General features: G+C 68.7%; 18 protein-coding genes and 2 pseudogenes. 11 read left to right on the top strand and 9 right to left on the bottom strand.

The features are described from left to right. Positions 1 to 163: 163 nt before the first annotated feature. The gene (tyrS, locus tag ACWGI6_RS35375) at positions 164 to 1567 is read right to left on the bottom strand and encodes a tyrosine--tRNA ligase (protein ID WP_453271294.1); all 1404 of its coding nucleotides are present in this window, start codon (positions 1565 to 1567) and stop codon (positions 164 to 166) included. Between the two features lie 140 nt (positions 1568 to 1707). After that, on the bottom strand, positions 1708 to 3138 hold the full coding sequence (locus ACWGI6_RS35370) for a metallopeptidase TldD-related protein (protein WP_453271293.1): 1431 nt from the start codon (positions 3136 to 3138) through the stop codon (positions 1708 to 1710). Positions 3139 to 3382: 244 nt separating this feature from the next. Between ACWGI6_RS35370 and ACWGI6_RS35365 the strand changes: the two are divergent. Both ACWGI6_RS35365 and ACWGI6_RS35360 read left to right on the top strand, forming a co-directional pair. Beyond that, positions 3383 to 4143 (top strand): annotated as a pseudogene (locus tag ACWGI6_RS35365) (metallophosphoesterase family protein). Positions 4144 to 4354: 211 nt separating this feature from the next. Beyond that, positions 4355 to 4603, top strand: coding sequence for a hypothetical protein (locus ACWGI6_RS35360; protein ID WP_453271292.1), 249 nt, complete (start codon positions 4355 to 4357; stop codon positions 4601 to 4603). A 78-nt stretch (positions 4604 to 4681) separates the two neighbouring features. On the opposite strand, the pseudogene ACWGI6_RS35355 reads toward ACWGI6_RS35360, so the two are convergent. From ACWGI6_RS35355 to ACWGI6_RS35345, 3 genes and pseudogenes are all read right to left on the bottom strand, one after another. After that, positions 4682 to 4951, bottom strand: a pseudogene (locus ACWGI6_RS35355) (metallopeptidase TldD-related protein); the annotation flags it as partial. Between the two features lie 730 nt (positions 4952 to 5681). Next, positions 5682 to 6593, bottom strand: coding sequence for a radical SAM protein (locus ACWGI6_RS35350; RefSeq protein WP_453271297.1), 912 nt, complete (start codon positions 6591 to 6593; stop codon positions 5682 to 5684). A gap of 88 nt (positions 6594 to 6681) precedes the next feature. Beyond that, positions 6682 to 7566, bottom strand: coding sequence for a hypothetical protein (locus ACWGI6_RS35345; RefSeq protein ID WP_453271291.1), 885 nt, complete (start codon positions 7564 to 7566; stop codon positions 6682 to 6684). Positions 7567 to 8972: 1406 nt separating this feature from the next. Between ACWGI6_RS35345 and ACWGI6_RS35340 the strand changes: the two genes are divergently transcribed. Then, entirely contained in the window at positions 8973 to 10079 is a 1107-nt protein-coding gene (locus ACWGI6_RS35340; RefSeq protein WP_453271290.1) for a helix-turn-helix domain-containing protein, read from the top strand. A gap of 108 nt (positions 10080 to 10187) precedes the next feature. On the opposite strand, the gene ACWGI6_RS35335 is transcribed toward ACWGI6_RS35340, so the two are convergent. Beyond that, complete coding sequence (locus tag ACWGI6_RS35335; protein ID WP_453271289.1) at positions 10188 to 10526, bottom strand: hypothetical protein; 339 nt, start codon at positions 10524 to 10526, stop codon at positions 10188 to 10190. A gap of 481 nt (positions 10527 to 11007) precedes the next feature. Here ACWGI6_RS35335 and ACWGI6_RS35330 point away from each other — a divergent pair, with 481 nt between their 5' ends. Further along, the gene (locus ACWGI6_RS35330) at positions 11008 to 11262 is read left to right on the top strand and encodes a hypothetical protein (protein ID WP_453271288.1); all 255 of its coding nucleotides are present in this window, start codon (positions 11008 to 11010) and stop codon (positions 11260 to 11262) included. A gap of 203 nt (positions 11263 to 11465) precedes the next feature. After that, positions 11466 to 11819, top strand: coding sequence for a hypothetical protein (locus ACWGI6_RS35325; RefSeq protein ID WP_453271287.1), 354 nt, complete (start codon positions 11466 to 11468; stop codon positions 11817 to 11819). Between the two features lie 162 nt (positions 11820 to 11981). Here the strand turns inward: ACWGI6_RS35325 and ACWGI6_RS35320 are convergent, their stop codons facing one another. Next, positions 11982 to 13514 carry a TldD/PmbA family protein gene (locus tag ACWGI6_RS35320; RefSeq protein WP_453271286.1) on the bottom strand — a complete coding sequence of 511 codons (1533 nt, stop codon included), beginning with the start codon at positions 13512 to 13514 and terminating at the stop codon, positions 11982 to 11984. A gap of 284 nt (positions 13515 to 13798) precedes the next feature. On the opposite strand from ACWGI6_RS35320, the gene fabG reads away from it, so the two are divergent. Next, a complete protein-coding gene (fabG, locus tag ACWGI6_RS35315) occupies positions 13799 to 14503 on the top strand; it encodes a 3-oxoacyl-[acyl-carrier-protein] reductase (RefSeq protein ID WP_393910424.1) in 705 nt (234 codons plus the stop codon). A 5-nt stretch (positions 14504 to 14508) separates the two neighbouring features. Then, positions 14509 to 15279, top strand: coding sequence for an enoyl-ACP reductase FabI (gene fabI, locus ACWGI6_RS35310; RefSeq protein WP_453271285.1), 771 nt, complete (start codon positions 14509 to 14511; stop codon positions 15277 to 15279). 96 nt (positions 15280 to 15375) lie between these two features. Here fabI and ACWGI6_RS35305 read toward each other — a convergent pair whose 3' ends face one another. After that, positions 15376 to 16059, bottom strand: coding sequence for a FadR/GntR family transcriptional regulator (locus ACWGI6_RS35305; protein ID WP_453271284.1), 684 nt, complete (start codon positions 16057 to 16059; stop codon positions 15376 to 15378). 145 nt (positions 16060 to 16204) lie between these two features. Between ACWGI6_RS35305 and ACWGI6_RS35300 the strand changes: the two genes are divergently transcribed. From ACWGI6_RS35300 to ACWGI6_RS35285, 4 genes are all read left to right on the top strand, one after another. Beyond that, complete coding sequence (locus ACWGI6_RS35300; RefSeq protein ID WP_453271283.1) at positions 16205 to 17536, top strand: CynX/NimT family MFS transporter; 1332 nt, start codon at positions 16205 to 16207, stop codon at positions 17534 to 17536. Between the two features lie 16 nt (positions 17537 to 17552). After that, positions 17553 to 17669 (top strand): SGM_5486 family transporter-associated protein, encoded by a 117-nt coding sequence (locus ACWGI6_RS35295; RefSeq protein WP_393910421.1) that lies wholly within the window; start codon positions 17553 to 17555, stop codon positions 17667 to 17669. A gap of 207 nt (positions 17670 to 17876) precedes the next feature. After that, complete coding sequence (locus ACWGI6_RS35290) at positions 17877 to 18086, top strand: hypothetical protein (RefSeq protein WP_453271282.1); 210 nt, start codon at positions 17877 to 17879, stop codon at positions 18084 to 18086. A gap of 87 nt (positions 18087 to 18173) precedes the next feature. Next, complete coding sequence (locus ACWGI6_RS35285; RefSeq protein WP_453271281.1) at positions 18174 to 18692, top strand: SixA phosphatase family protein; 519 nt, start codon at positions 18174 to 18176, stop codon at positions 18690 to 18692. Between the two features lie 148 nt (positions 18693 to 18840). Here the strand turns inward: ACWGI6_RS35285 and serB are convergent, their stop codons facing one another. Next, positions 18841 to 20088, bottom strand: coding sequence for a phosphoserine phosphatase SerB (serB, locus tag ACWGI6_RS35280; RefSeq protein ID WP_453271280.1), 1248 nt, complete (start codon positions 20086 to 20088; stop codon positions 18841 to 18843). Between the last annotated feature and the right edge of the window lie 443 nt (positions 20089 to 20531).

Genomic DNA, 20531 nt, shown 5'->3' with positions numbered 1-20531 from the left:
AGATGTCGCAATCCACACCGATCCCAGAAGGCCCTCACCCTTTTCAAGCACCAGCCATGGCGTGTCACCCGTCACCAACGTGCCGGGACAGCACACCTAGACGCACATGACACGGGCGGCCGGCGCGCATCGCTGCGCACCGGCCGCCCGTACCTCTGCCGTATCAGCGGCCTTCGAGCTGGGCCAGCTTCCGTCCGGCCTTGAGGTACGCGACCCCGGCCGTGTCCGCCAGCTTCTCGGCCAGCACCTCGCCCAGCGGCCGGACCGAATCGGCCTCCGCCAGCACCACGGTCTGCTGCCCGTCCTCGCCCTCCACGACCAGCCGCAGCGCATTCTGCTTGGCCAGCCGCCGCGCCGCGGAGGCGCTCGGCGTGAACTCCAGGACCTTGGTCAGCACCGTCGCCACCGTCTCCGCACCGTGCGCGGCGACCTCGACGACCGGGAGCGACTCCACATCGGAGAACGACTTCTTGGAGAACTGCGCGACGAAACCGGCCCGCCCCGCCATCGCCGCCTCCAGGCCGTACAGCGCGGCCACGACCTCGCCCGCGAGGACCTTCTTGAGGTCCATCGGGTGCAGCGAGCGGTCCGCGATCCGGCCCAGGACGAGTGCGATCTCCTCGTCCGTCCACTCCGTCCAGGCCTTCAGGTACGGCTCCATCAGCCGGTCCGGCACCGACATGATCTTGCCGAAGACATCGTCGGCGGGCGCGCTCAGCCCGACGTAATTGCCCTTGGACTTGGACATCTTGGCGCCGGTGCCGTCCGTGCCCTCGATCAGCGGCATCGTCACCACCAGCTGTGGCCGCTGCCCGCGCAGCTCCATCAGCTTGCGGCCCATCTGCAGATTGAGCAGCTGGTCGGAGCCGCCCAGCTCCACATCGCACTCCAGCGCCACCGAGTCCAGGCCCTGCGCGATGGGGTACAGCAGCTCCGTCATGGTCAGCCCGGAGCCGGCCGCCAGACGGTTGCGGAAGTCCTCGCGCTGCAGCAGCTGGGAGGCCGGCACCTGGGCGAGCAGCGTGAGCAGCTCCGGGAAGGTGTACGGCGCCAGCCACTCGCTGTTCTGCCGGAAGCGGACCTTTTCGAAGTCGAAGAAGGGCCGCACCTGTTCGCGGTACGTGGCGAGGTTGTGCGCGATGTCCTCATCGGTCAGCGGCGGGCGCTCGGCCGTACGGCCCGACGGGTCGCCGATCTTGGCGGTGAAGTCACCGATGATCAGCGTGACGTCGTGGCCCAGCCGCTGGAACCGGCTCAGGACGATCAGCGGCACGGCGTGCCCGAGGTGCATATCGGTCGCCGTCGGGTCGATGCCCAGCTTGATGTGCAGACCCGTGCCGGCCGCCCGGCGCTCCTCGATCCGCTCGGCCAGCTTCTCCACGCCCGGCAGGACCTCGACCGTACGGGCCGCGATCAGCTCGGCCTGCTCCTTGGCGGGCAGGTCCGTCAGATCGAGATAGCGCCGGGCGCCCGTCTCCTTGAGCAGCTCCTGGACCGTGGCGTCCGAGGAGAGGTCGGCGGAGAGCAGGGTGGTGGCGCGGGCGACGGATTCGCCGAGGCGTGTCATGGCGTTCCTGATCGATCGTGGTTCCCAAACGGGAGGACAAGCGGACAGTCTATTAGGCCCGCAGGACACTCCCGCGCCGTCCGCCCGCCGCTCGTCGCCCCGGCCGCCCCGCCACCACCGGCCGGGCGTACCTCACGGCCTCACACTCCGCGGCTGACCGAACTCATGTTGAAGTCCGGGACGCGCAGGGCCGGCATCGCGGCACGGGTGAAGTAGTCGCCCCACTCGCGCGGCAGGGTGCGCTCCGTACGGCCCGCCTCCACCGCCCGGGACAGCAGATCCACCGGAGACTCGTTGAACCGGAAGTTGTTCACCTCGCCGACCACCTCGCCCTGCTCGACCAGGTAGACACCGTCCCGGGTCAGACCGGTCAGCAGCAGTGTCGCCGGGTCCACCTCGCGGATGTACCACAGGCAGGTCAGCAGCAGGGTGGGACCGTCATGGCCGGCCGCCGCCACCATCTCGTCCAGCGAGCGCGAACCCCCGCCCTCCAGGAGGAGGTTGTCGATGCCCGGCGCCACCGGGAGGCCGGTCAGCCCGGCGCTGTGCCGGGTGGTCGGCAGCCGGTTCAGCACCCCCTCGCGCATCCACTCGGTGGCGGTCAGCGGCAGCCCGTTGTCGAAGACCGAGGCATCGTCGCCGGAGGAGTGCGCCAGGACGAACGGAGCGCACTCCAGACCGGCCGCCCAAGGGTCGCTGCGCAGCGTCAGCGGCAGCTCGCTGAGCCGCTCGCCCAGCCGGGTGCCCGCCGCCGAGCCGTTGCCGTCGGCCGGCCTGGAGAAGACCGTCCGGCCCTCGGCGGCGTCCCGGGCCCCGGAGGACCACATCTGGTAGACGAGCAGGTCGGCGACGGCGGTCGGCGGCAGCAGGGTGTCGTACCGCCCGGCGGGCAGCTCGATCCGCCGCCCGGCCCAGCCCAGCCGCCGGCTCAGCTCGGCGTCCAGCTCCCGCGGATCGACATCGGTGAAGTCGCGGGTCGCGCGACCGGTCCAGGCCGAGCGGGTGCGGTCCGGAGACTTGGCGTTCAGCTCCAGCGACCCGGTGGGCTGGTCGTGCCGCAGCCGCAGCCCGGACGAGGTGCCCAGGTACGACGAGACGATGCCGTGGTGGGCGAAGCCGTACAGCTCCCGGCCGCCGGCCCGGGCCTGCTGGAAGGACTCGCCCAGGGCCGGCGCGAACGCCGCGAACACCTCAGAAGAGGTCTCGGCGGGCGCCTCGGTGAAGTCGGCGGACACCTTTTCGCCCCCGACCAGCGGCTGCGCGTCCTCGGCGGGCCCGGCGTCCCGGGCGGCCGCCTCGGCGGCACGCACCAACGGCTCCAGGTCGTCCGCGGTCACCGCGGAGCGCGTGACGACGCCGGACGCGGTGCCCTGGCCGCCGTTCACGGTCGCCACGACCGTGAGGGTACGGCCGCGGGTGACGCCATTGGTGGTGAGCGCATTGCCCGCCCAGCGCAGATTGGCGCTGGAGTGCTCATCGGCGATGACCACACAGCCGTCGGCACGGGAGAGCTCCAGGGCCCGCTCGACGATCTCGTGCGGTCTGTTCCTGCGCGGCGTACGCGTGCTCATCGACCGGCCTCCTGGTGGAAAGCGGACTGTGCGGGGTGGGGCGGCGACATGGTCTCGACCCGGGAGCAGAGCTTATCGAGCGGTCTACACGGCACCGGCGGATTCCGCCAAGGGCGCCTGGGCCGAGGCAGGGGTTCTGAGCCTTTGATGCCGGGTTGGGCGTTGCCGGTCATCGCCTCCCGGTCGACCGCTACGTGCCCGGATCCGAGAGGCCGATTCGTACCCTGCCACCACAATGGCAGCCATGCTGAATCGAGTAGCAGTACTGTCCGACATCCACGGAGTTCTGCCGGCCGTGGAAGCTGTGCTCGCCGAACCCGAGGTGAGCGCCGCCGACCGCATCGTGCTCACCGGCGACATCACCGCAGGCCCGCAACCGGACCAGGTTCTCGACCTGCTGACCGGCCTCGGCGACCGGGTCGTCTGGATCAGTGGGAACGCCGACCGCGAACTTCTGGAGTACCGCCGCGGCCGGCGCGACTCGATCCCCGATCCGATCGCCCCCTGGGCTGCTGAACAGCTCCGCGAGGACCATCTCGACCTCCTCGGCCGACTGCCGCAGTCGCTCTCCCTGCCGGTGCGCGGGCTGGGCACGGTGCTGTTCTGCCACGCCACCCCCCGGGATGACGAAGAGGTCGTACTGGTCGACTCACGCCTCGATCGCTGGGAGGAGGTGCTCAGCGGACTCGACGCCGACGTCCGTACCGTGGTCTGCGGCCATACCCACATGCCGTTCGTCCGCCTCGTCCACGGCCGACTCGTGATCAACCCCGGCAGCGTGGGCATGCCCTACGGACGAAGCGGGGCCCACTGGGCCGTCCTCGGCCCGGCGTCGAACTGCGCAGCACCGATTTCGACATCGAAGCCGCTGTCACCCAGGTCAGCGAGGACTCCTCCTACCCCGAAATCGCGGAGTGGGCCGACTACTTCCTGCAGGCACGCGCAACCGACGCAGACGCTCTCGAAGCCTTCGGACCACGGGACGGACGCGGGCAATCGGGGTGAGACCTCATCTGTCACCCATGACAGCGGGCGGCAAAACACCGACTCCACCGTCAACGACGCCTGCCCATCTCGGCACCCCTGCCCCGCTCTTGATGCAGCGGCACAAGAGGTTGGCCGGCGGGGGATGGTGACGCGTGCCGGTAACGGATCAGGGCGAGTGTCGGGCCACCGGTATGCGCTCAACTCCACGTCACGCCCGTACGGTCGTCTCATGGACTTCAACATCACGGCGGAGGAGGAAGCGGTCGTCCTCCACGTCGCCGCACACCTCCGAGCGGGCGACTCTCCGACGGATGAAGAGCTGGCCGACGAGCTGGGCGACGAAGTCCGGTCGCGGCTTCAGTCGCTGCTGGAGAAGGGATGGCTCGTCGTCGATGCCGAGCGGACCCTGACACTCTCCATGATTGCGCAGGCGGCCATTTCCAGTCGGCGCGATGCTGCCGGTGGCGCAGGGACATGAGGGGCATCCGGACTGCACGCCGATGAGCTTCCGGCGTGTTGACCATGTGCAGACCTTGGGCGTCTGCGGGAATTCACCTCAGGCGCGCCCCGACTCGGCCGAGGTGTTCAGGATGTTCACGTTCCGGAACAGCGCCGAGGGGCAGCCGTGGGACACCGCGGCAACCTGTCCGGGTTGCGCCTTTCCGCAGTTGAACGCGCCGCCGAGGACATAGGTCCGGGGTCCGCCGACCCCCGCCATGGAGCCCCAGAAGTCGGGGGTGGTGCCCTGGTAGGCAAGGTCCCGGACCTGCCCGCACAGGCGCCCGTTCCGGATGACGTAGGCCCGCTGCTGGGTGAACTGGAAGTTCACCGGAGAGCTGGAGGGCACACCCCTCTGACGGGCATCTGTGCAGGTCAGGCGGCTCATCATGGTCTACCCTCAATCCCTGTTCATACCGGCTCAAACCGGACTGTGCGGGGTCTGGTGATGACTTGGTGTCGACCTGGGCGCGGAGCTTATCGAGCGATCTACGGGGTGGTGGAGGCAGAGACCGGCCGCCCGGCTAGGGGGATGCGCCCAGTTGCGCCATGGTTCGAGATCCCAGATCGCTGGGCGCCGGTAGAACCGCCCTCGGACGTCCACGGAGACGGCCAAGCGCTGAGTAGACGCGTCCGGACAGCAACCGGACGGAAGAAAGCCCCTGCCGCGAGACAGGGGCTCTCTTTGATCACTTGTGCGTGTGCTGTGTGGCGGCTTGCCCACGCAACTCGGCCAGTCGCCTTCGGAACAGTGGACCGGCGACGTGCGCCGCCCGTGCCTCTGACGGAGCCGCTTCCTCGATGAGGTGTTGAGCAGCAGCCTTGAGGTAAGCAGACCACGCCAACACGTGCTGCTGCGCGCTCCGGCCGCACTCCTGGGGCTCACCTGGCAGACACAGAGGGAGGCCGGGAGCCACCTTGTTCGCTGCGTGCCGTACGTATCGAGCGATGGTCAGCCACTGTTCCTCGGACCGCTGAACTCCTGTCTGCCCCTCCTGAAACCACCTGCCGAAGTCGTCACCGTGGTCATCCATTTGTGCGCTCCTGCGGTCTTTGGGTTACGCGGGTGCGGCGATCGTAGCCGCCTCTGAGGACGTGCCAGCTTCCCTCGGGTCGCAGTGACCCACCGACGGAGGACACGGCCCACATGGGCCGCACATGGGCAGGAACTGCGGCGGTGTACACGACTGCGCGCCCTCTCCGTGAACCGCGGTGATGTCCGCTAGTACTTCGACCATCCGCGCCCCGCTCCAGATTTCGGAAAGCGGCGTCTCCAGCACGTTGCCGGCCGTCAGGAATCGCCCCAACACGCACGGCCACACGTCACCGTTCGGCCCGATGGCACACTTCTCGTGACCGCAGTGCCCGCACAGGTCGGCGATAGTGGGCGCCGCGCCCTTGCTGGCTCGTCCGAACGCCCGAGTCCGGTCCCCGCCCACTTGCTGTACCCCGAGGGCTGTCAGGTCTTCCGCTGCTTCGTGCACACGCTGTCGTCCGTTCACCGAGACCACACCGCCGCGGAGTGGGACGCCCAGGTTGAGCGCCTTCTCGATGTTCCTGCGTGTGCGCCGGTGGGAGCCCCGAAGGTTGGTGACCGCGTCGTGATCCTGCGGGCTGTCGGAGTAGTAGGACGTTGCGAGCTTGACTCCGCACTTTGTGAACACGTCCCACAGGTGATCCCGAATGTGGGTGAGGTTCGAGAACACCTCGATTGCAAGCCCCGCCGCGTGGGCGTAGGCGATCAGCTCGTGCAGGTGGGGGTAGAGGGTCGGTTCCCCGCCGATGAACTGCACATCTGCCGCGCCCATCTCTGCTAACTGGTCAATGGTGCGCATCCAGTTTTCAACGGTCATGGTCCCGTGGGTTCCCTGCGGGGACGAATCGGCGTAGCAGTGATCGCAGCTCTCGTTACAGAACCCCGTCACCTCCAGCCACGCGAACTTCAGGGGGTTTTGGGCAGCGGGCATCATCGTGCTCACTCCTCGAAGGGTTGGTGGGTGCTCTATGGGGTTGCCCGTCCGTCCGTCACAGCGGTTCGGGCACCCGTCATCGGGTGGGCTACCGGCCGTGATGGGTACCGGCGCCCTCGGGAAGTCCCCACCGATGGCGGAAGTCATCGGGCCGCTCTCCGCGGTAGACGAGAAGATCGGCACTGTCGTCCAGTGCGAGAGACCAGGGACGCTCACGTCGCCGCACCTGGTAGCCCTTTTTCACCAGAGCCCCAACAACGCGAGCGGTGCACTCGTCCCAGTGGTCTGCGGCACCAGGCGGCGGAATTTCTCCGGTGTCGGGCGAGGGGCGGAATTCCGGAGCGGGTCGCCACTCCACCAGCGCGCACAGTTCCGCGCCCACAGGCCACAGCGTTTCGGTGACCGAACGCACGATGCAGGAACCGAACTCCTCGGGCGATGGGGGCTGTCCGTACCTCTGCTTGCCGGTGAGCTGTGCATCTTCTAGGACGCGCTCAATGTGCGACATGGGCGCCTGGTGGTAGAGGTATCCGTCAATGAAGTTGGGGCGGGACGGGGCTGCCCCCTTCCACGCGTCGGCGGGCTGACCTACGGCGGAAACACCCGGTGTCATCTGGTAGACGACCAGTTCGGCACGCGAGTGGTGATGTGGGGTCCGGGGCGGGCCCGTCTGTTCGGCTAGGTACCCGAGCCATTCGAGCGCTGCGACCGTTGCGGCCAAACGGTCCCGCCAGTGCTCCTCTGCCCCGCTCGGCAAACTGCCTGAGTGGTAGTTGCGGCGAAACGCAACGTCGGGAAACCATTCCACGAGGACGCACAGGTCTGCGCCTGCTGGCCATGCTTCCTCGGGAGCTCCCACAGCACGGCACCAGCCGGCACCCTCGGGAAGAGTTCGAGACCCCATCCGAAGGCCGTTCTCTTCCCTGGTCGTCCAGACCTCACCGAGGCCGAGCCGGGCAAGGTCAAAGTTCACCAACGCGCGCCCCGTGCGGTGCGGGTCTGTGCGGTCGTATGACGGTGCGTCTGTCACGTCTGTTCCGTTGGCTAGATGGTGGCGGGGGCTAAATCCCCCTCCCGAGCGGGCTGACAGCAGGGGAGGGAGAAGACTGATCAGCGTGTGAGCGGGTCGGCCAACAGCCTTCCGAGAACCAGCCACCCCGACTTGCGCCGGGCCTTCCTGTGGCGCGCGTGTTCAGGGCGGGTGCCTGCGGGCTGTCCGTGGGTACGGGACAACGCGGGAACTGGAACATTCACGGGCCAGACGGTCAGCGAATAGCGCCCGGTGTGGTCGGCCGCCGTGAACGTGAGGGGGATACCGTCGCGGATCTGCTGTTGCGCGGTGTGCTGCCACTCGGCGTCAGCGCACCAACGCCGTAACTCAATTGGCGTATCAGGGAGCTTGGGAGGAACGTGCACTAGCACGCGTCCTTTGATCCATGCCGATCCGGGGCACGGATCAAGCCCGTCCGCGATGCGGCGAGCCTGTCCGCGGAGCCACCGGAGCGCCAGTTTCGGCGAGATCGTCTGGCACGTTCCGAGCGTGATCGGAACCCACTCGCCGTTCGCTGGTCCCTCGGCGATGACCTCGCACCAGTAGGCCCGCGTCGAACCTCTTGCGTCGGTCACCGCTTGCCCCTTTCGGCTCGGAGCCGTGCCAGAGCTGCCGCGTACTGGGGGTCTGCCTCGAACCGGTCCAGCGCGGCAAGCTGTGCCCGCCCTTTCCGGGCGGTGAACGACCGGCCGAGCCGACGCCGGCCCCGACGCATCACCAAACGAAGGCGGCTGAGCCTCACAGTGCGCCAATCACGGAACCTGTCGCCTGCACCCGTCGGCGGTACTTCCTCGGCATCACCGAAGATCGCGGCGCGTACGTTTGTGCCGCTCTCGGCGTCGTGTCGAGCCAGCAATACGGCTCGTAAGGCTGCGGTTCGCTGGTACGCCTTTCGGGTGCGGTAGCCCCTGATGATGCTCATGGGCGGGTGCTCCGGCATCGGGCATTGTGTTCTAACGCCAGGGCGCGAATGTGATCGGCGGTACTCGCCATCCCCACCATTGCGGGGTCCGCATCCCACTCCTTGCCGCCACCAGGCGGGCGGAGCTGCCACATTCCCCCAACAGCGCCGCGGAACTCGCCTACCTTGCCCTTGCGGCTGTCGTGCAGGAGTGTGCCCACAGCCGGAGGTCCCTCGGGCTCTCCGGGTCGGTCGCTGCGTGTGTTCATAGATGCACCAGCCCATCAACATGGCTACTCAGCGTTTCTGGCGGTAATCACCATGTGACTGAGAGTGTGGGGCGGCTAGTGGCATACCTAGGGGCAAGTGCCGCTGTGACCGGAATAGTTGGGCCCTGTAGGGGCGTTCCTAGGGGCAAGATGGCCGTATGACCATCGGCGACTTGATTAAGGACCTGAGGGAAGCGCGAGGATGGAGCCAAGGACGGTTGGCTCAAGAGGTCAACCAAGCGTTCGGCACCGCCCTGACGCGTGAGTACGTAAGCCGCTGGGAGTGCAACAAGAACCAGCCTGGTTCCTTCTATTTGCGATGTCTGTCAGCCGTCCTAGATGTCCCCCTGGCCGTCCTTGAGGGTGAAGTGGACCGACGAAAGTTTCTCTTCAGCACCGCCGCCACGGCGATAGCTCCTGTGGTGGCGTCCGACTTGTTGACTACCGGGTTCGCCGCTCGGCTCTCTGGTGGGCCGTCTGTGGACGACTGGGAAGGCAAGTTGGCCACCTATGGCACCGACTACATGTCGATGGGCGCCGGAGACATTCAACGCCGGGTGTCCGGTGAACTCGTTGTCGTACAACAACAGTTGGACACCCAGCGACTCTGGGCCGTCGCTGCTCGGTTGATGACCTTGTATGCCAAGACCTTCCCCGGCAGCGACGGTGCAAAGGCAGTCAACTGGTACCGGATGGCCGCAGACGCAGCAGACGAGTCCGGAGATCTGGACTCGCGCGTGTGGGTCCGGGGGCGCGCCGCGATCGCCCTCGGCTACGAGGGGGCTGCTCTCGGCGTAGCGGATGTGCTCGCCGATCAGGCGATGGCAATCAGTGACAAGCCGTCGCTAGGTCTACTCAACGCGATCATGGGCAAGGCGCATGCGGCGGCCATCCGAGGCGACATGGAGTCTGCACGCGCTTTGACGGCCCAAGGCAGGCGCGTGTTCGACAAGGCAGCCTCGTACGAACAGACCTCGGACTACGCGGTTCCGTGGTGGCGCATGAACGTATTCCTGAGCTTGCTTCTGGCTCGATTGGGTGACGAGCGCGGAGCCGTTAAAGCCCAGGAAGCCGCGCGGCTCGAACTGCCGGCCACCTTGCCACGATTCGCCACGCACCTGGAGATGCATCGAGGGCTGATGATCGCAAAGGCGGGTGACAAGACGGGCGGCGTTCAGTACGCACGGGGAGCACTAGACGCACTGCCACCCGAGAAGCACTCTCTCACCCTTCGCATGTTGATGAGCGAAGTAGAGAGCGCATAGCTCTGCCCCCTGGTGACCTGGGCAGCGGTCCCGTCTAAATGAGCTCCTGCATGGCGAGTTGCTCGTCGGGCCCACGAATCAGCTGGCAACCAGGCGAGAACCTGACTGTCAGCCAGTCGCTTCGGACCATGCGTTGAATGCGACGGCCCAGGCCATCAGATCCTGCGCCTTCTTCGCGGGTACCTTGACCGTCGCGCTGTCTCCGTTCGCTCCGCAGGCGACAACGGACAGGCTGCCGGTCTTCTTCTTCAGTGCCAGTGCGAATAGACCTGTGGCGAACAGTCGCGTCACGGTGATCCGCTTACCGGTGCCGTCCACGGTCTGAACAGTTGCCCCCTTCGCAGGGGTCTGCCAGCCGTTGACGCTCAAGGTGTCGTCGCCTTCGAGGGAGATCGATGCTCCCCTCGGCGGTTTAGGCGGCTTCAGAGCAGATTCCTGAGGTGACATGGCGACTCTCCCCCTGTGTGGCTCGTCGATGCAACGAAGCATGGCAGCGCCATGAATCCGGCGTGAGGACATTGCGATCCGTGACACCAGCCGTCGGCCCGGCCACGAGAGAGCGGTCGCTCGGCGTTGAGCAACTTATCAGGATAAATGGAGCGGGGTGCCCGGACCATGAACAACCGCCTGGGGCTGAAGCTGGAGCCCTTCAAGGGGCTCATCGTCCCACCTCAGTTGACGCCTAGTGAGGACGACATCGACGACTGGGGCGACGTCGCTTAGGTCTTGTTCGGCGGATGATGTTCCGAGCCTCGGACGCATGACGGTGACGGCTATCAGTACACCCAGGTAAGTGACCTGGCGGCTGATATCGATGCTGTTTATGGCTGCGCCAACTAGCTGGTGCTAGTGGAGGTGCAGCGCATGTCTGAGTGGTGCCCTATCCTGTGTTGAGGCGCGGGGCCCAACTCCCTGGAAGGGGAATGACATGGCCCATGGTGAGTTCGACCAGCCGGTGAAGCACCGGACTGAGTTCTATATTCACAGCTCGAATGGAACCCCCGTCTCTGACCGCTACGTCCACGGGCAGCTCCCCGTTCTCAGCTGCGGTGACTCGGTCGACCTTTACGGTGCCGAGATGATCGTCAAGAAGGTCACCATGAAGGTGCACCCAGATCGGCCAGATTATGACGAACAGGCTGAGTGCATCATGCGCTACGACCTGTGGCGCCTTCACGACTGAAGGCGAAGGCCCCGCTCCGATCTGGGCGGGGCCTTCTAGCGCGTCCGTCTTGTGCTGGTACCCCACTCACGGTGACCCGGGGCTCAGGGTGGGCGGCTGTGGTGGTGCAGATGAATGTATCCACGTCACAAGCCGGTCGCACCGCCTCGCGCTGCGACTGCCCATCGCTACGCTCCCGCCAACCACACCTCATAGGGGGACTCATGAGCTCCAACAACCCTTACCAGCCCAATCCCTATCTCACCGGGCAACCCATTGGTCGACCCCGCATGTTCAACAGCGCTCTGGCCAAGATCGTGTGGATTCTGGTGCCGATCATCACCATGGGCTTCGCCGCTGCCGTACCCTTCGTCGTCGCCGCCGTTAAGGGTGTCGTCAAGCCGTGGGTACCCCTCGCTTACATCGCTGGCGAACTCGGCCTGCTCGGCGGAGCGATGGCCCTGCATCCCGCCAACAGTGACCAGCCGTTCGCCGGGTTCCTCATCCTGGCGCTGATCATCACCGCAGCGACCCACACCGGGCTGCTCGACAATCCCCGTGTCACCTTCGGCAAGTAGCTGCGTGATTCTCCTGAGGCGGTTCGCCATCAAGCCAAATGGCGGCCTGGGGCATCGAGGTAAGGGGTGGGCCGCTGCTGGCTGCCTGGGTTGCGCGTCTAGGGGGCTCGGCGTGATCCCGTGTAGACCTGGTGCAGACTTCGGACCCCGAGACGACGAACCTCAAGATCGCCCCGACTCCTTCGCAGTGTTCAGGATGTTCACGTTCCGAAACAGTGCTGAGGGACAACCGTGGGATACCGCGGCGACCTGCCCAGGTTGAGCCTTTCCGCAGTTGAAAGCCCCTCCCAGGACGTACGTCTGTGGTCCTCCGACTGCCTCCATGGAACCCCAGAAGTCGGGGGTAGTTCCCTGATAGGCAACATCCCGAACCTGCCCGCAAAGGCGTCCGTTCCGGATCGTATATGCCCGCTGTTCTGTGAACTGGAAGTTGTACCGCTGCATATCGATCGACCAGGACCGGTCGCCGACGACATAGATGCCGCGCTCCACCCCCGAGATCAGCTCCTCCGTGGACGGCCCGTCCGCCGCCGGCTGCAGCGAGACGTTCGCCATCCGCTGGACCGGCACATGGCCCGGTGAGTCCGCGTACGCGCATCCATTGGAGCGCGGGAAGCCGGTCAACTTGGCGATTCTACGGTCGAGTTGATAGCCGACCAGGGTGCCGTCCTTGATCAGGTCCCAGGACTGGGCGGCCACCCCCTCGTCGTCGTAGCCGATCGTGGCGAGCCCGTGTTCGGCGGTCCGGTCGCCCGTGACGTTCATGATCTCGGAGCCGTAGGCCAGCTTCCCGAGCTGGTCGAAGGTGGCGAACGAGGTGCCCGCGTACGCCGCCTCGTAGCCCAGCGCCCGGTCCAGCTCGGTCGCGTGGCCGATGGACTCGTGGATCGTCAGCCACAGATTGGACGGATCCACCACCAGGTCGTACGTGCCGGCCTCGATGGCCGGCGCGCGCATCTTCTCGGCGAGGTGCTCCGGGATGCGGGCCAGCTCGCCGTCCCAGTCGTAGTGGTCGCCGGTGAGGTACTCCCAGCCGCGCCCGACCGGCGGGGCGAGGGTGCGCATCGAGTCGAAGTCGCCGGTCGCCGGGTCCACCGCGACCGCCGTCAGCTGCGGATGCAGCCGCACCCGCTGCTGGGTGGTGCTGGTGCCCGCACTGTCGGCGTAGAACTTGTTCTCCTGGACGGTCATCAGCGCGGCGTCCGCATGGGCCACGCCCTCGGCGGCCAGCAGCCGCGCGCTCCACTCCGCGAGCAGTCCGCTCTTCTCGGCGTCCGCCACATCGAACGGGTTGATCTCGTAGGAGGAGACCCAGGTGCGGTCCGGGTGCGCGGGTTCCGCCGCCAGCTCGATCAGCTCGTCGGAGCCCGCGGCCGCGATCACCTTCGCCGACAGCTTGGCCATCGCCACCGCCTGCGAGGCCACCCGCGCCGCCGCGTCCATCGTCAGGTCCACCCCGGAGGCAAAGCCCCAGGCCCCGCCGTGCACCACCCGGACCGCGTACCCGAGGTCGGTGGTGTCCGAGGTCCCGGACGTACGGGCGTCCCGCAGCCGCCAGGACGCGCTGCGGATCCGCTCCAGGCGGAAGTCCGCATGGCCCGCGCCCAGCGCGCGGGCGCGGGCCAGCGCCGCATCGGCCAGCGCACGCAGCGGCAGCGCCAGGAATGTTTCGTCAACGGCATGGGGTGCAGGCAAGGAGTCCTCCCGTGGTCGGCGCCTGCATCATGCCCTGCCGCGCGCCCGCGGCCCAGGGTGCGGCGGTGTGCGGCGCGAGAGTCGGCCACGGTGGCGCGGTGTGCCGGGTGCCGGTGCGACACGGCCTGTGGGGGCCGCCGGGGCGCGGGCTCCGGCGGTGGTTCTGTGGAGATCCCACAGTGACCGGCGCGCGTGCCTGTCCGTGCTGGATTCCACCTAAGCGCCCCGTGACCGATAGTTTCGTATCGAACGCAGGACGGACAGGAAACGGAAAGGGTGATCTCTTGAGCCGCTCGGTTCTGGTCACCGGAGGTAACCGCGGCATTGGCCTCGCCATTGCCCGTGCCTTCGCCGAGTCAGGCGACAAGGTCGCCATCACCTACCGCTCGGGCGAGCCGCCCGCGGGGTTTTTGGCCGTGAAGTGCGACATCACGGACAACGAGCAGGTCGAGCAGGCGTACAAGGAGATCGAGGAGAAGCACGGTCCGGTCGAGGTGCTGGTGGCCAACGCCGGCGTCACCCGTGACCAGCTGCTGATGCGGATGTCCGAGGAGGACTTCACCTCGGTCCTGGAGACCAACCTCACCGGCACGTTCCGGGTGGTCAAGCGCGCCAACCGGGCGATGCTGCGGGCCCGCAAGGGCCGGGTCGTGCTGATCTCGTCCGTGGTGGGCCTGACGGGCGCCGCGGGCCAGGCGAACTACGCCGCGTCCAAGGCCGGCCTGGTGGGCTTCGCCCGCTCGCTCGCCCGGGAGCTCGGCAGCCGCAACATCACCGTCAACGTCGTCGCTCCCGGCTTCGTCGACACCGACATGACCCGCGTGCTCACCGACGAGCAGCGGGAGAGCATCGTCAAGCAGGTGCCGCTCGCGCGGTATGCGCAGCCCGAGGAGATCGCCGCCTCGGTCCGCTTCCTGGCTTCCGACGAGGCCGCTTACATCACCGGAGCCGTCATTCCTGTCGACGGCGGATTGGGCATGGGTCACTGATCAGCATGAGTGGAATCCTTGCAGGCAAGCGCATCCTGGTCACGGGTGTGCTGACCGAGTCGTCGATCGCCTTCCAGGCGGCCAAGGTCGCGCAGAACGAGGGCGCCGAGGTCATCCTGACCGGCTTCGGCCGGCTCTCGCTCGTGGAGCGGATCGCCAAGCGGCTGCCCAAGCCCGCCCCGGTCATCGAGCTGGACGTCACCAACCAGGAGCACCTGGACGGGCTGGCCGACAAGATCCGCGAGCACCAGGGCGAGGGCGCCCGCCTCGACGGCATCGTGCACTCCATCGCCTTCGGCCCGCAGGGCGCCTTCAACTTCCTGGAGGCGGAGTGGTCGGACGTGGGCACCGCGGTGCAGGTCTCGGCGTACTCGTACAAGTCGCTGACCATGGCCTGCCTGCCGCTCATGGAGCACGGTGGCGCGGTCGTCGGTCTCACCTTCGACGCGCAGGTCGCCTGGCCGAAGTACGACTGGATGGGCGTGGCCAAGGCGGCGCTGGAGAGCACCAACCGCTACCTGGCGCGTGACCTGGGCGCGAAGAACATCCGCTGCAACCTGGTCTCGGCCGGCCCCATCAAGTCGATGGCCGCCAAGTCCATCCCCGGCTTCGAGGAGCTGGCGGACGTGTGGAACCGCCGTGCCCCGATCGGCTGGGACCTGGCCGACCCGGAGCCGGCCGGCCGTGGTGTCGTCGGCATGCTGTCCGACTTCTTCCCGCGGACCACCGGCGAGATCGTGCACGTCGACGGCGGTGTGCACATGATGGGCGCCTGACGCCCACAGCGCCTGCTCCTGCCCGTCCCGGTCCGCCGGGGCGGGCAGTACGCGTGTGCGGACCGTGCCACCCGCCGGGGTGAGGTGGTCCGTGCGTCAGCCGCGCTGCGGGAGGACGGCCCGGCAGCCGAAGGGGTGGGCACTCGCCTCGGCGGCGGCCCGGTCGCCGTCGCCCGCACGGATCGCCTCCACCAGCCGGGCATGGTCCATGTGCACCTCGGGCCGCAGCTCCTCGCCCACATCGGCCCGCAGGAAGTCGCGCAGCACGCCCCCGAGGTCGGCGTAGATCTCGGCCAGCACCTCGTTGTGCGAGGCCGCCACGATCGCCATGTGCAAGGTCGCGTCCGCCTCCACGAAGACCTCCGCCGCACCGGACTCCCAGGCCCGCTCGCGCCGCTCCAGGAGGGCGTCGATCTGCCGCAGGTCCTGCGCGGTGCGACGCTCGGCGGCGAGCCGGGCCGCCGATGCCTCCAGGGCGCTGCGCAGTTCGGCGACGTGTCCGGGCTCGGCCGCCGCGAACCGGCGGTTCATCACCCCGGCCAGCTCGCTGGTCGCCACCACGTAGGTGCCCGAGCCCTGCCGGATGTCCAGCAGCCCGTTGTGGGCCAGCGCCCGTACGGCCTCGCGGACGGTGTTGCGGGCCACCCCGAGCTGCTCGACGAGCGCCGGCTCGGTCGGGATGCGGGAGCCCACCGGCCACTCGCCGGACGTGATCTGGGCGCGCAGCTGCGCGATCACCTGGTCGGCCAGCGCGGACCGGCGGGGCGAGGTCAGAGGCATGGCTGCGCTCCGGGGTGCAGGGGACGACGGACGGCGGCGGTGCGGCGCCCGGAGGACCGCTCCGGTTCCCGGTGCCGGCCGGGACAGCAGAGCGTATCGACATCGACTGGACAAGCATTCATCCCATGATTCTATGATGGCGTCTATGGCAGACGACGACCTCGCGACCATCGGCCCCGCCGCCGAGCCCCTCCCGACCCCCGCCGACCGGCCCGCCCACGGCGCCGGACAGCCGCAGCCGGGCCTTGGGGAAGCCCCGCAGGCACTCCCGGCAACCGGGCCGGCCGGCCGCTGGCTGCCGCGGATCGTGATCGCCGGTCTCGTCCTCGCCGCGCTCAACCTCCGCCCGGCCATCACCAGCCTCGGCGCGCTCCTGGAGGAGGTCCGGGACGGCCTCGGCATGAGCGGCACCGTCGCCGGCTTGCTGACCTCCGTCCCCGCGCTCTGCTTCGCCGCCTTCGGCATCGCCGCACCCCGCCTGGCCAGGCGCTTCGGGCCCGGGGCGGTCGTCTGCGCCGGGATGGTCGCGATCACCGTGGGTGTCGCGGTGCGCCCGTACGCCGGCGGCATCGGCGGCTTTCTCGCCGCCAGCGCGCTCGCCCTGGCCGGTATCGCGGTCAGCAACGTCCTGATGCCGGTCGTCATCAAGAGCTGGTTCGCCGACCGGGTCGGCCCGATGACCGGGCTCTACTCCATGGCGCTGGCCCTGGGCACCTCGCTCGCCGCGGCCCTCACCGTGCCCATGACCGATGCGCTGGGCGGCAGTTGGCGGACCGGTCTGTCGGTGTGGGCGGCGCTCGCCGCGGTCGCCGTACTGCCCTGGCTCGTGGTGGTCCGGCAGCGCAGGGCCGCCGCCGGACCGGCCACGGGCGCCGCGGCCCGCACCGCGGAAACCCCCGTACGGATCACCTCGTCACCCACGGCCTGGGCGCTGGCCGTCTTCTTCGGCCTGCAGGCCACCGCCGCGTACATCACGATGGGCTGGATGCCGCAGATCTTCCGCGACGCCGGGGTCTCGGCGGGCACCGCGGGGGTGCTGCTGGCGGTCACCATGGCGATGGGCGTCCCGCTCTCCTTCGTCCTGCCGCGGCTGGCGTCCCGGATGCGGCATCAGGGTCCGCTCGCGGTGCTGCTCGGCCTCTGCGGCCTGGCCGGCTACGCCGGGCTGTGGCTGGCACCGGCCGCCGGCGCCTGGGCCTGGGCGCTGCTGATGGGCATCTCCAACTGCGCCTTTCCGCTGGCCCTGACGATGATCGGGATGCGCTCGACCAGCTCCGCCGGGGTCGTCAAGCTCTCGGCCTTCGCGCAGAGCGTCGGCTATCTGATCTCCATTCCCGGACCGCTGCTGGTCGGCACGCTCTACCAGCACAGCGGCGGCTGGGGGCTGCCGATCGCCCTGATGGCCGGGCTGATGGTGCCGCAGATCGCGGTGGGTGTGCTGGCCGGCCGGGACCGCCGGATCGAGGACGAGGCCTGAGTGCGACACTGGGCGCATGCCAGTGCTCGAACCGAATCCGCAGGGCGGCCAGAAGAAGCTGCTCCTGGTCCTGGGCGTCATGCTCGGCGTGACCGTCGTCGTCGCGATCATCGCGAGTATCGCCGCGCCCTAGGCGCGCTGTCCCGGCCGAGCCCCGGCGGGGACGGGGTGGGGGTGGCCCCACCGTCCCCTAGGGGGCCTGCGTCAGGGGGAAGTGGGTGGCTACCCGGATAGGAACGGCCGCCGGACATCCGTAGCTTCGAAGTGCACCGCACGCAGCGGTGGGCGCGCCGCAGCCCGCGGCCGCGCGGCCCTTCGATGCGCCACGGAGGCGATCCCCATGTCCGCCGCGTCCAGCCGGTCACCCGCAGCCAAGGCCTCCCGCCTGCGGATGCGGCTGCCGTGGTGGGCGCTGGCCCTGCCGGTGGTCTCCTTCGCGGCCCTGCTGATGCTCGTCGCGAGCCCCGCCGAGGCGAGGGCCGCGGGTGCCCCGCAGGGCCTGGCCCCGCTGCTGGAACTGCTGGCCACGATCGTGCGCGGCGGTGCCTGATGCCCGCCCGCGCCCGCGCCTCACCCCGCAGGGGGAGCACTTCAACACCCCGAGCCCCGCGCTGCCTTTCGTGCGAAGCTGGGACGCATGAGCGCCGATACACCCCGCCGGATTGTCCTTCTCCGACACGCCAAGGCCGAATGGTCGGAGACCAGCGATCATGAGCGTCCGCTCGCCGAGCGCGGCCGCAAGGATGCCCCGGTCGCCGGCCGCTGGCTGGCCGGAGCCGGGATCACCCCCGATCTGACCCTGTGCTCGACGTCAGCGCGCACCCGTGAGACATGGAAGCTCGCCGTCCATGAGCTCCCGCAGCGACCCAAGACCGTCTACGAGGAGCGGATCTACGAAGCTTCCCTGGGCGAGCTCATCGCGCTGCTGAACGAGACCTCGGACGACGTGACCGACCTGATGCTGGTCGGGCACAACCCCGGCGTGCACGCCCTCGCCGACGCGCTCTCCGGCGACGCCGAGGGCGATCTGCTGCCGCGGATGAACCGCAGCGGCTTCCCGACGGCCTCGCTGGCCGTGCTCGCCTTCAACGGCACCTGGAAGTCCCTCGAGCACGGCGTCGGACGCCTGGTCGCTTACTGGTCCCCGCACGAATGACCCCGGCCCTCGCGCGCGCGGCGTGCGGGGAAGCGCTACGGACACAAGAGGGCCCCGGCAGCTGTCTGCCGGGGCCCTCTCGTGCGCCGGGCGGTGCTCCGTCGGGCGGTTCTGCGTGCCGCGGCCGGGCCTGAGCCGGCCGGGCGGCTCATCCGACGTGGGTGTCCGCCGCCTCGACCTCTTCGCGGGTGATGCCCAGCAGATACAGCACGGTGTCCAGGAACGGCACATTCACCGCGGTGTGCGCGGCCTCCCGCACCACCGGCTTGGCGTTGAAAGCGACACCGAGCCCGGCCGTGTTGAGCATGTCGAGGTCGTTGGCACCGTCCCCGATCGCCACGGTCTGCGCGAGCGGCACCCCGGCCTGCTGCGCGAACTCCCGCAGCAGCCGCGCCTTGCCGGCCCGGTCCACGATGTCGCCGGTGACCCGGCCGGTGAGCTTCCCGTCGACGATCTCCAGGGTGTTGGCCGAGGCGAAGTCCAGCCCCAGCTCCTCCTGGAGCGCGTCGGTGACCTGCGTGAAACCGCCGGATACGACACCGACTTGATAGCCGAGCCGCTTGAGGGTCCGTACCAGGGTGCGGGCCCCGGGGGTGAGCCGTACCTCCTTGCGTACGGCCTCGACCACGGAGGCGTCGAGCCCGCCGAGCAGCTCGACCCGGGCGTGCAGCGACTGCTCGAAGTCCAGCTCCCCGCGCATCGCGGCGGCGGTGACCTCGGCGACCTCGGCCTCACAGCCGGCGTGCGCCGCGAACAGCTCGATGACCTCGTCCTGGATGAGCGTCGAGTCGACATCCATGACGACCAGCCGCTGCGCCCGGCGCTGCAGCCCGGCCGCCACCACCGCGACATCCACCCCGAGCCGTGCGGCCTCGGGGGCCAGCACGCTGCGCAGTGCGTCGGTCGCCGCACCGGAAACCGCGAACTCGACGGCGGTCACCGGATACTTGGCGAGCCGGAAGATGCGGTCGATGTTGCCGCCGGTGCCGGTTATGGCGGCGGCGATCGCGGCGGCGGTCTCCGCGGTGAGCGGATGTCCCAGCACGGTGACATGCGAACGTCCGGTGCCGCGCGGACGGTTGTCACCGCGGCCGGAGATGATCTCCGCCTGGAGGTTCAGCGACTCGGCCCAGCTGTGCACGGTGGCCCGCAGGTCACCCTCGGAGGAGCCGGTGGAGCCCTCGGCGGGGGAGGGGGCGGTGACCAGTGCGCACAGGGTGATGCGTCCCCGGGTCACCATCTGTTCGATGTCCACGACATCGACGGAGTAGGCAGCGAGGGTGTCGAAGAGACCTGCGGTGATGCCGGGCCGGTCCTTCCCGAAGATCTTCACGAGGAGGGTCGGTACGTCATCGCCCGGTACGGCGGTGGCAGGCGGGATCTGCGATGCGCTCATGGTGCCCTTACGGTAACCGCCGGGCGCTCGCGTCCGTACGGGTGTCCGGGGTTCGGACCGGCGCGGCCCCGTTCCGCCGCGCCGGAGCCCTTCGCTTCGGGCCCCCGGCGCCCCCGTCGATCGTTATGGAGTCGTGTCCGGCGCGCCTCGCACCGCCCGACCAGGGCATCTGCTCCGGTGCGCCAACCCCCTTGCCGGGGCGACGGGTTCGGCATGATGACGGAACGCAACCACGGCGGACCGCGCTACCGGTCAGGTATTTGTCCGCTTCATCCCATCATGCGGCCTCGGACGCGGACCTGCACGACGTCGTCGGCGGGCCGTGCCGCTCCCGCCGGAACCCGGTCCGCCCGGTACACCCGTAATCCGGTGATCCTTGCCCATCCATGGGTTCTTTCCGTGCTCCGGGGGAGTTTGACGGGCGCCGGGGCAGGCCTCTTGCA

The sequence above is a fragment of the Streptomyces sp. NPDC054786 genome (assembly GCF_053611685.1).
Note: the sequence above shows the minus strand (reverse complement) of the source record. Positions and strands in the feature narration are given on the sequence as shown.

Bases quoted from the DNA above. Each gene is read 5' to 3' on its own strand.
- tyrS (WP_453271294.1), bottom strand. From the start codon at position 1,567: ATGACACGCCTCGGCGAATCCGTCGCCCGCGCCACCACCCTGCTCTCC.
- ACWGI6_RS35370 (WP_453271293.1), bottom strand. From the start codon at position 3,138: ATGAGCACGCGTACGCCGCGCAGGAACAGACCGCACGAGATCGTCGAG.
- ACWGI6_RS35360 (WP_453271292.1), top strand. From the start codon at position 4,355: ATGGACTTCAACATCACGGCGGAGGAGGAAGCGGTCGTCCTCCACGTC.
- ACWGI6_RS35350 (WP_453271297.1), bottom strand. From the start codon at position 6,593: ATGATGCCCGCTGCCCAAAACCCCCTGAAGTTCGCGTGGCTGGAGGTG.
- ACWGI6_RS35340 (WP_453271290.1), top strand. From the start codon at position 8,973: ATGACCATCGGCGACTTGATTAAGGACCTGAGGGAAGCGCGAGGATGG.
- ACWGI6_RS35335 (WP_453271289.1), bottom strand. From the start codon at position 10,526: ATGTCACCTCAGGAATCTGCTCTGAAGCCGCCTAAACCGCCGAGGGGA.
- ACWGI6_RS35330 (WP_453271288.1), top strand. From the start codon at position 11,008: ATGGCCCATGGTGAGTTCGACCAGCCGGTGAAGCACCGGACTGAGTTC.
- ACWGI6_RS35325 (WP_453271287.1), top strand. From the start codon at position 11,466: ATGAGCTCCAACAACCCTTACCAGCCCAATCCCTATCTCACCGGGCAA.
- fabI (WP_453271285.1), top strand. From the start codon at position 14,509: ATGAGTGGAATCCTTGCAGGCAAGCGCATCCTGGTCACGGGTGTGCTG.
- ACWGI6_RS35305 (WP_453271284.1), bottom strand. From the start codon at position 16,059: ATGCCTCTGACCTCGCCCCGCCGGTCCGCGCTGGCCGACCAGGTGATC.
- ACWGI6_RS35300 (WP_453271283.1), top strand. From the start codon at position 16,205: ATGGCAGACGACGACCTCGCGACCATCGGCCCCGCCGCCGAGCCCCTC.
- ACWGI6_RS35295 (WP_393910421.1), top strand. From the start codon at position 17,553: ATGCCAGTGCTCGAACCGAATCCGCAGGGCGGCCAGAAGAAGCTGCTC.
- ACWGI6_RS35290 (WP_453271282.1), top strand. From the start codon at position 17,877: ATGTCCGCCGCGTCCAGCCGGTCACCCGCAGCCAAGGCCTCCCGCCTG.
- ACWGI6_RS35285 (WP_453271281.1), top strand. From the start codon at position 18,174: ATGAGCGCCGATACACCCCGCCGGATTGTCCTTCTCCGACACGCCAAG.
- serB (WP_453271280.1), bottom strand. From the start codon at position 20,088: ATGAGCGCATCGCAGATCCCGCCTGCCACCGCCGTACCGGGCGATGAC.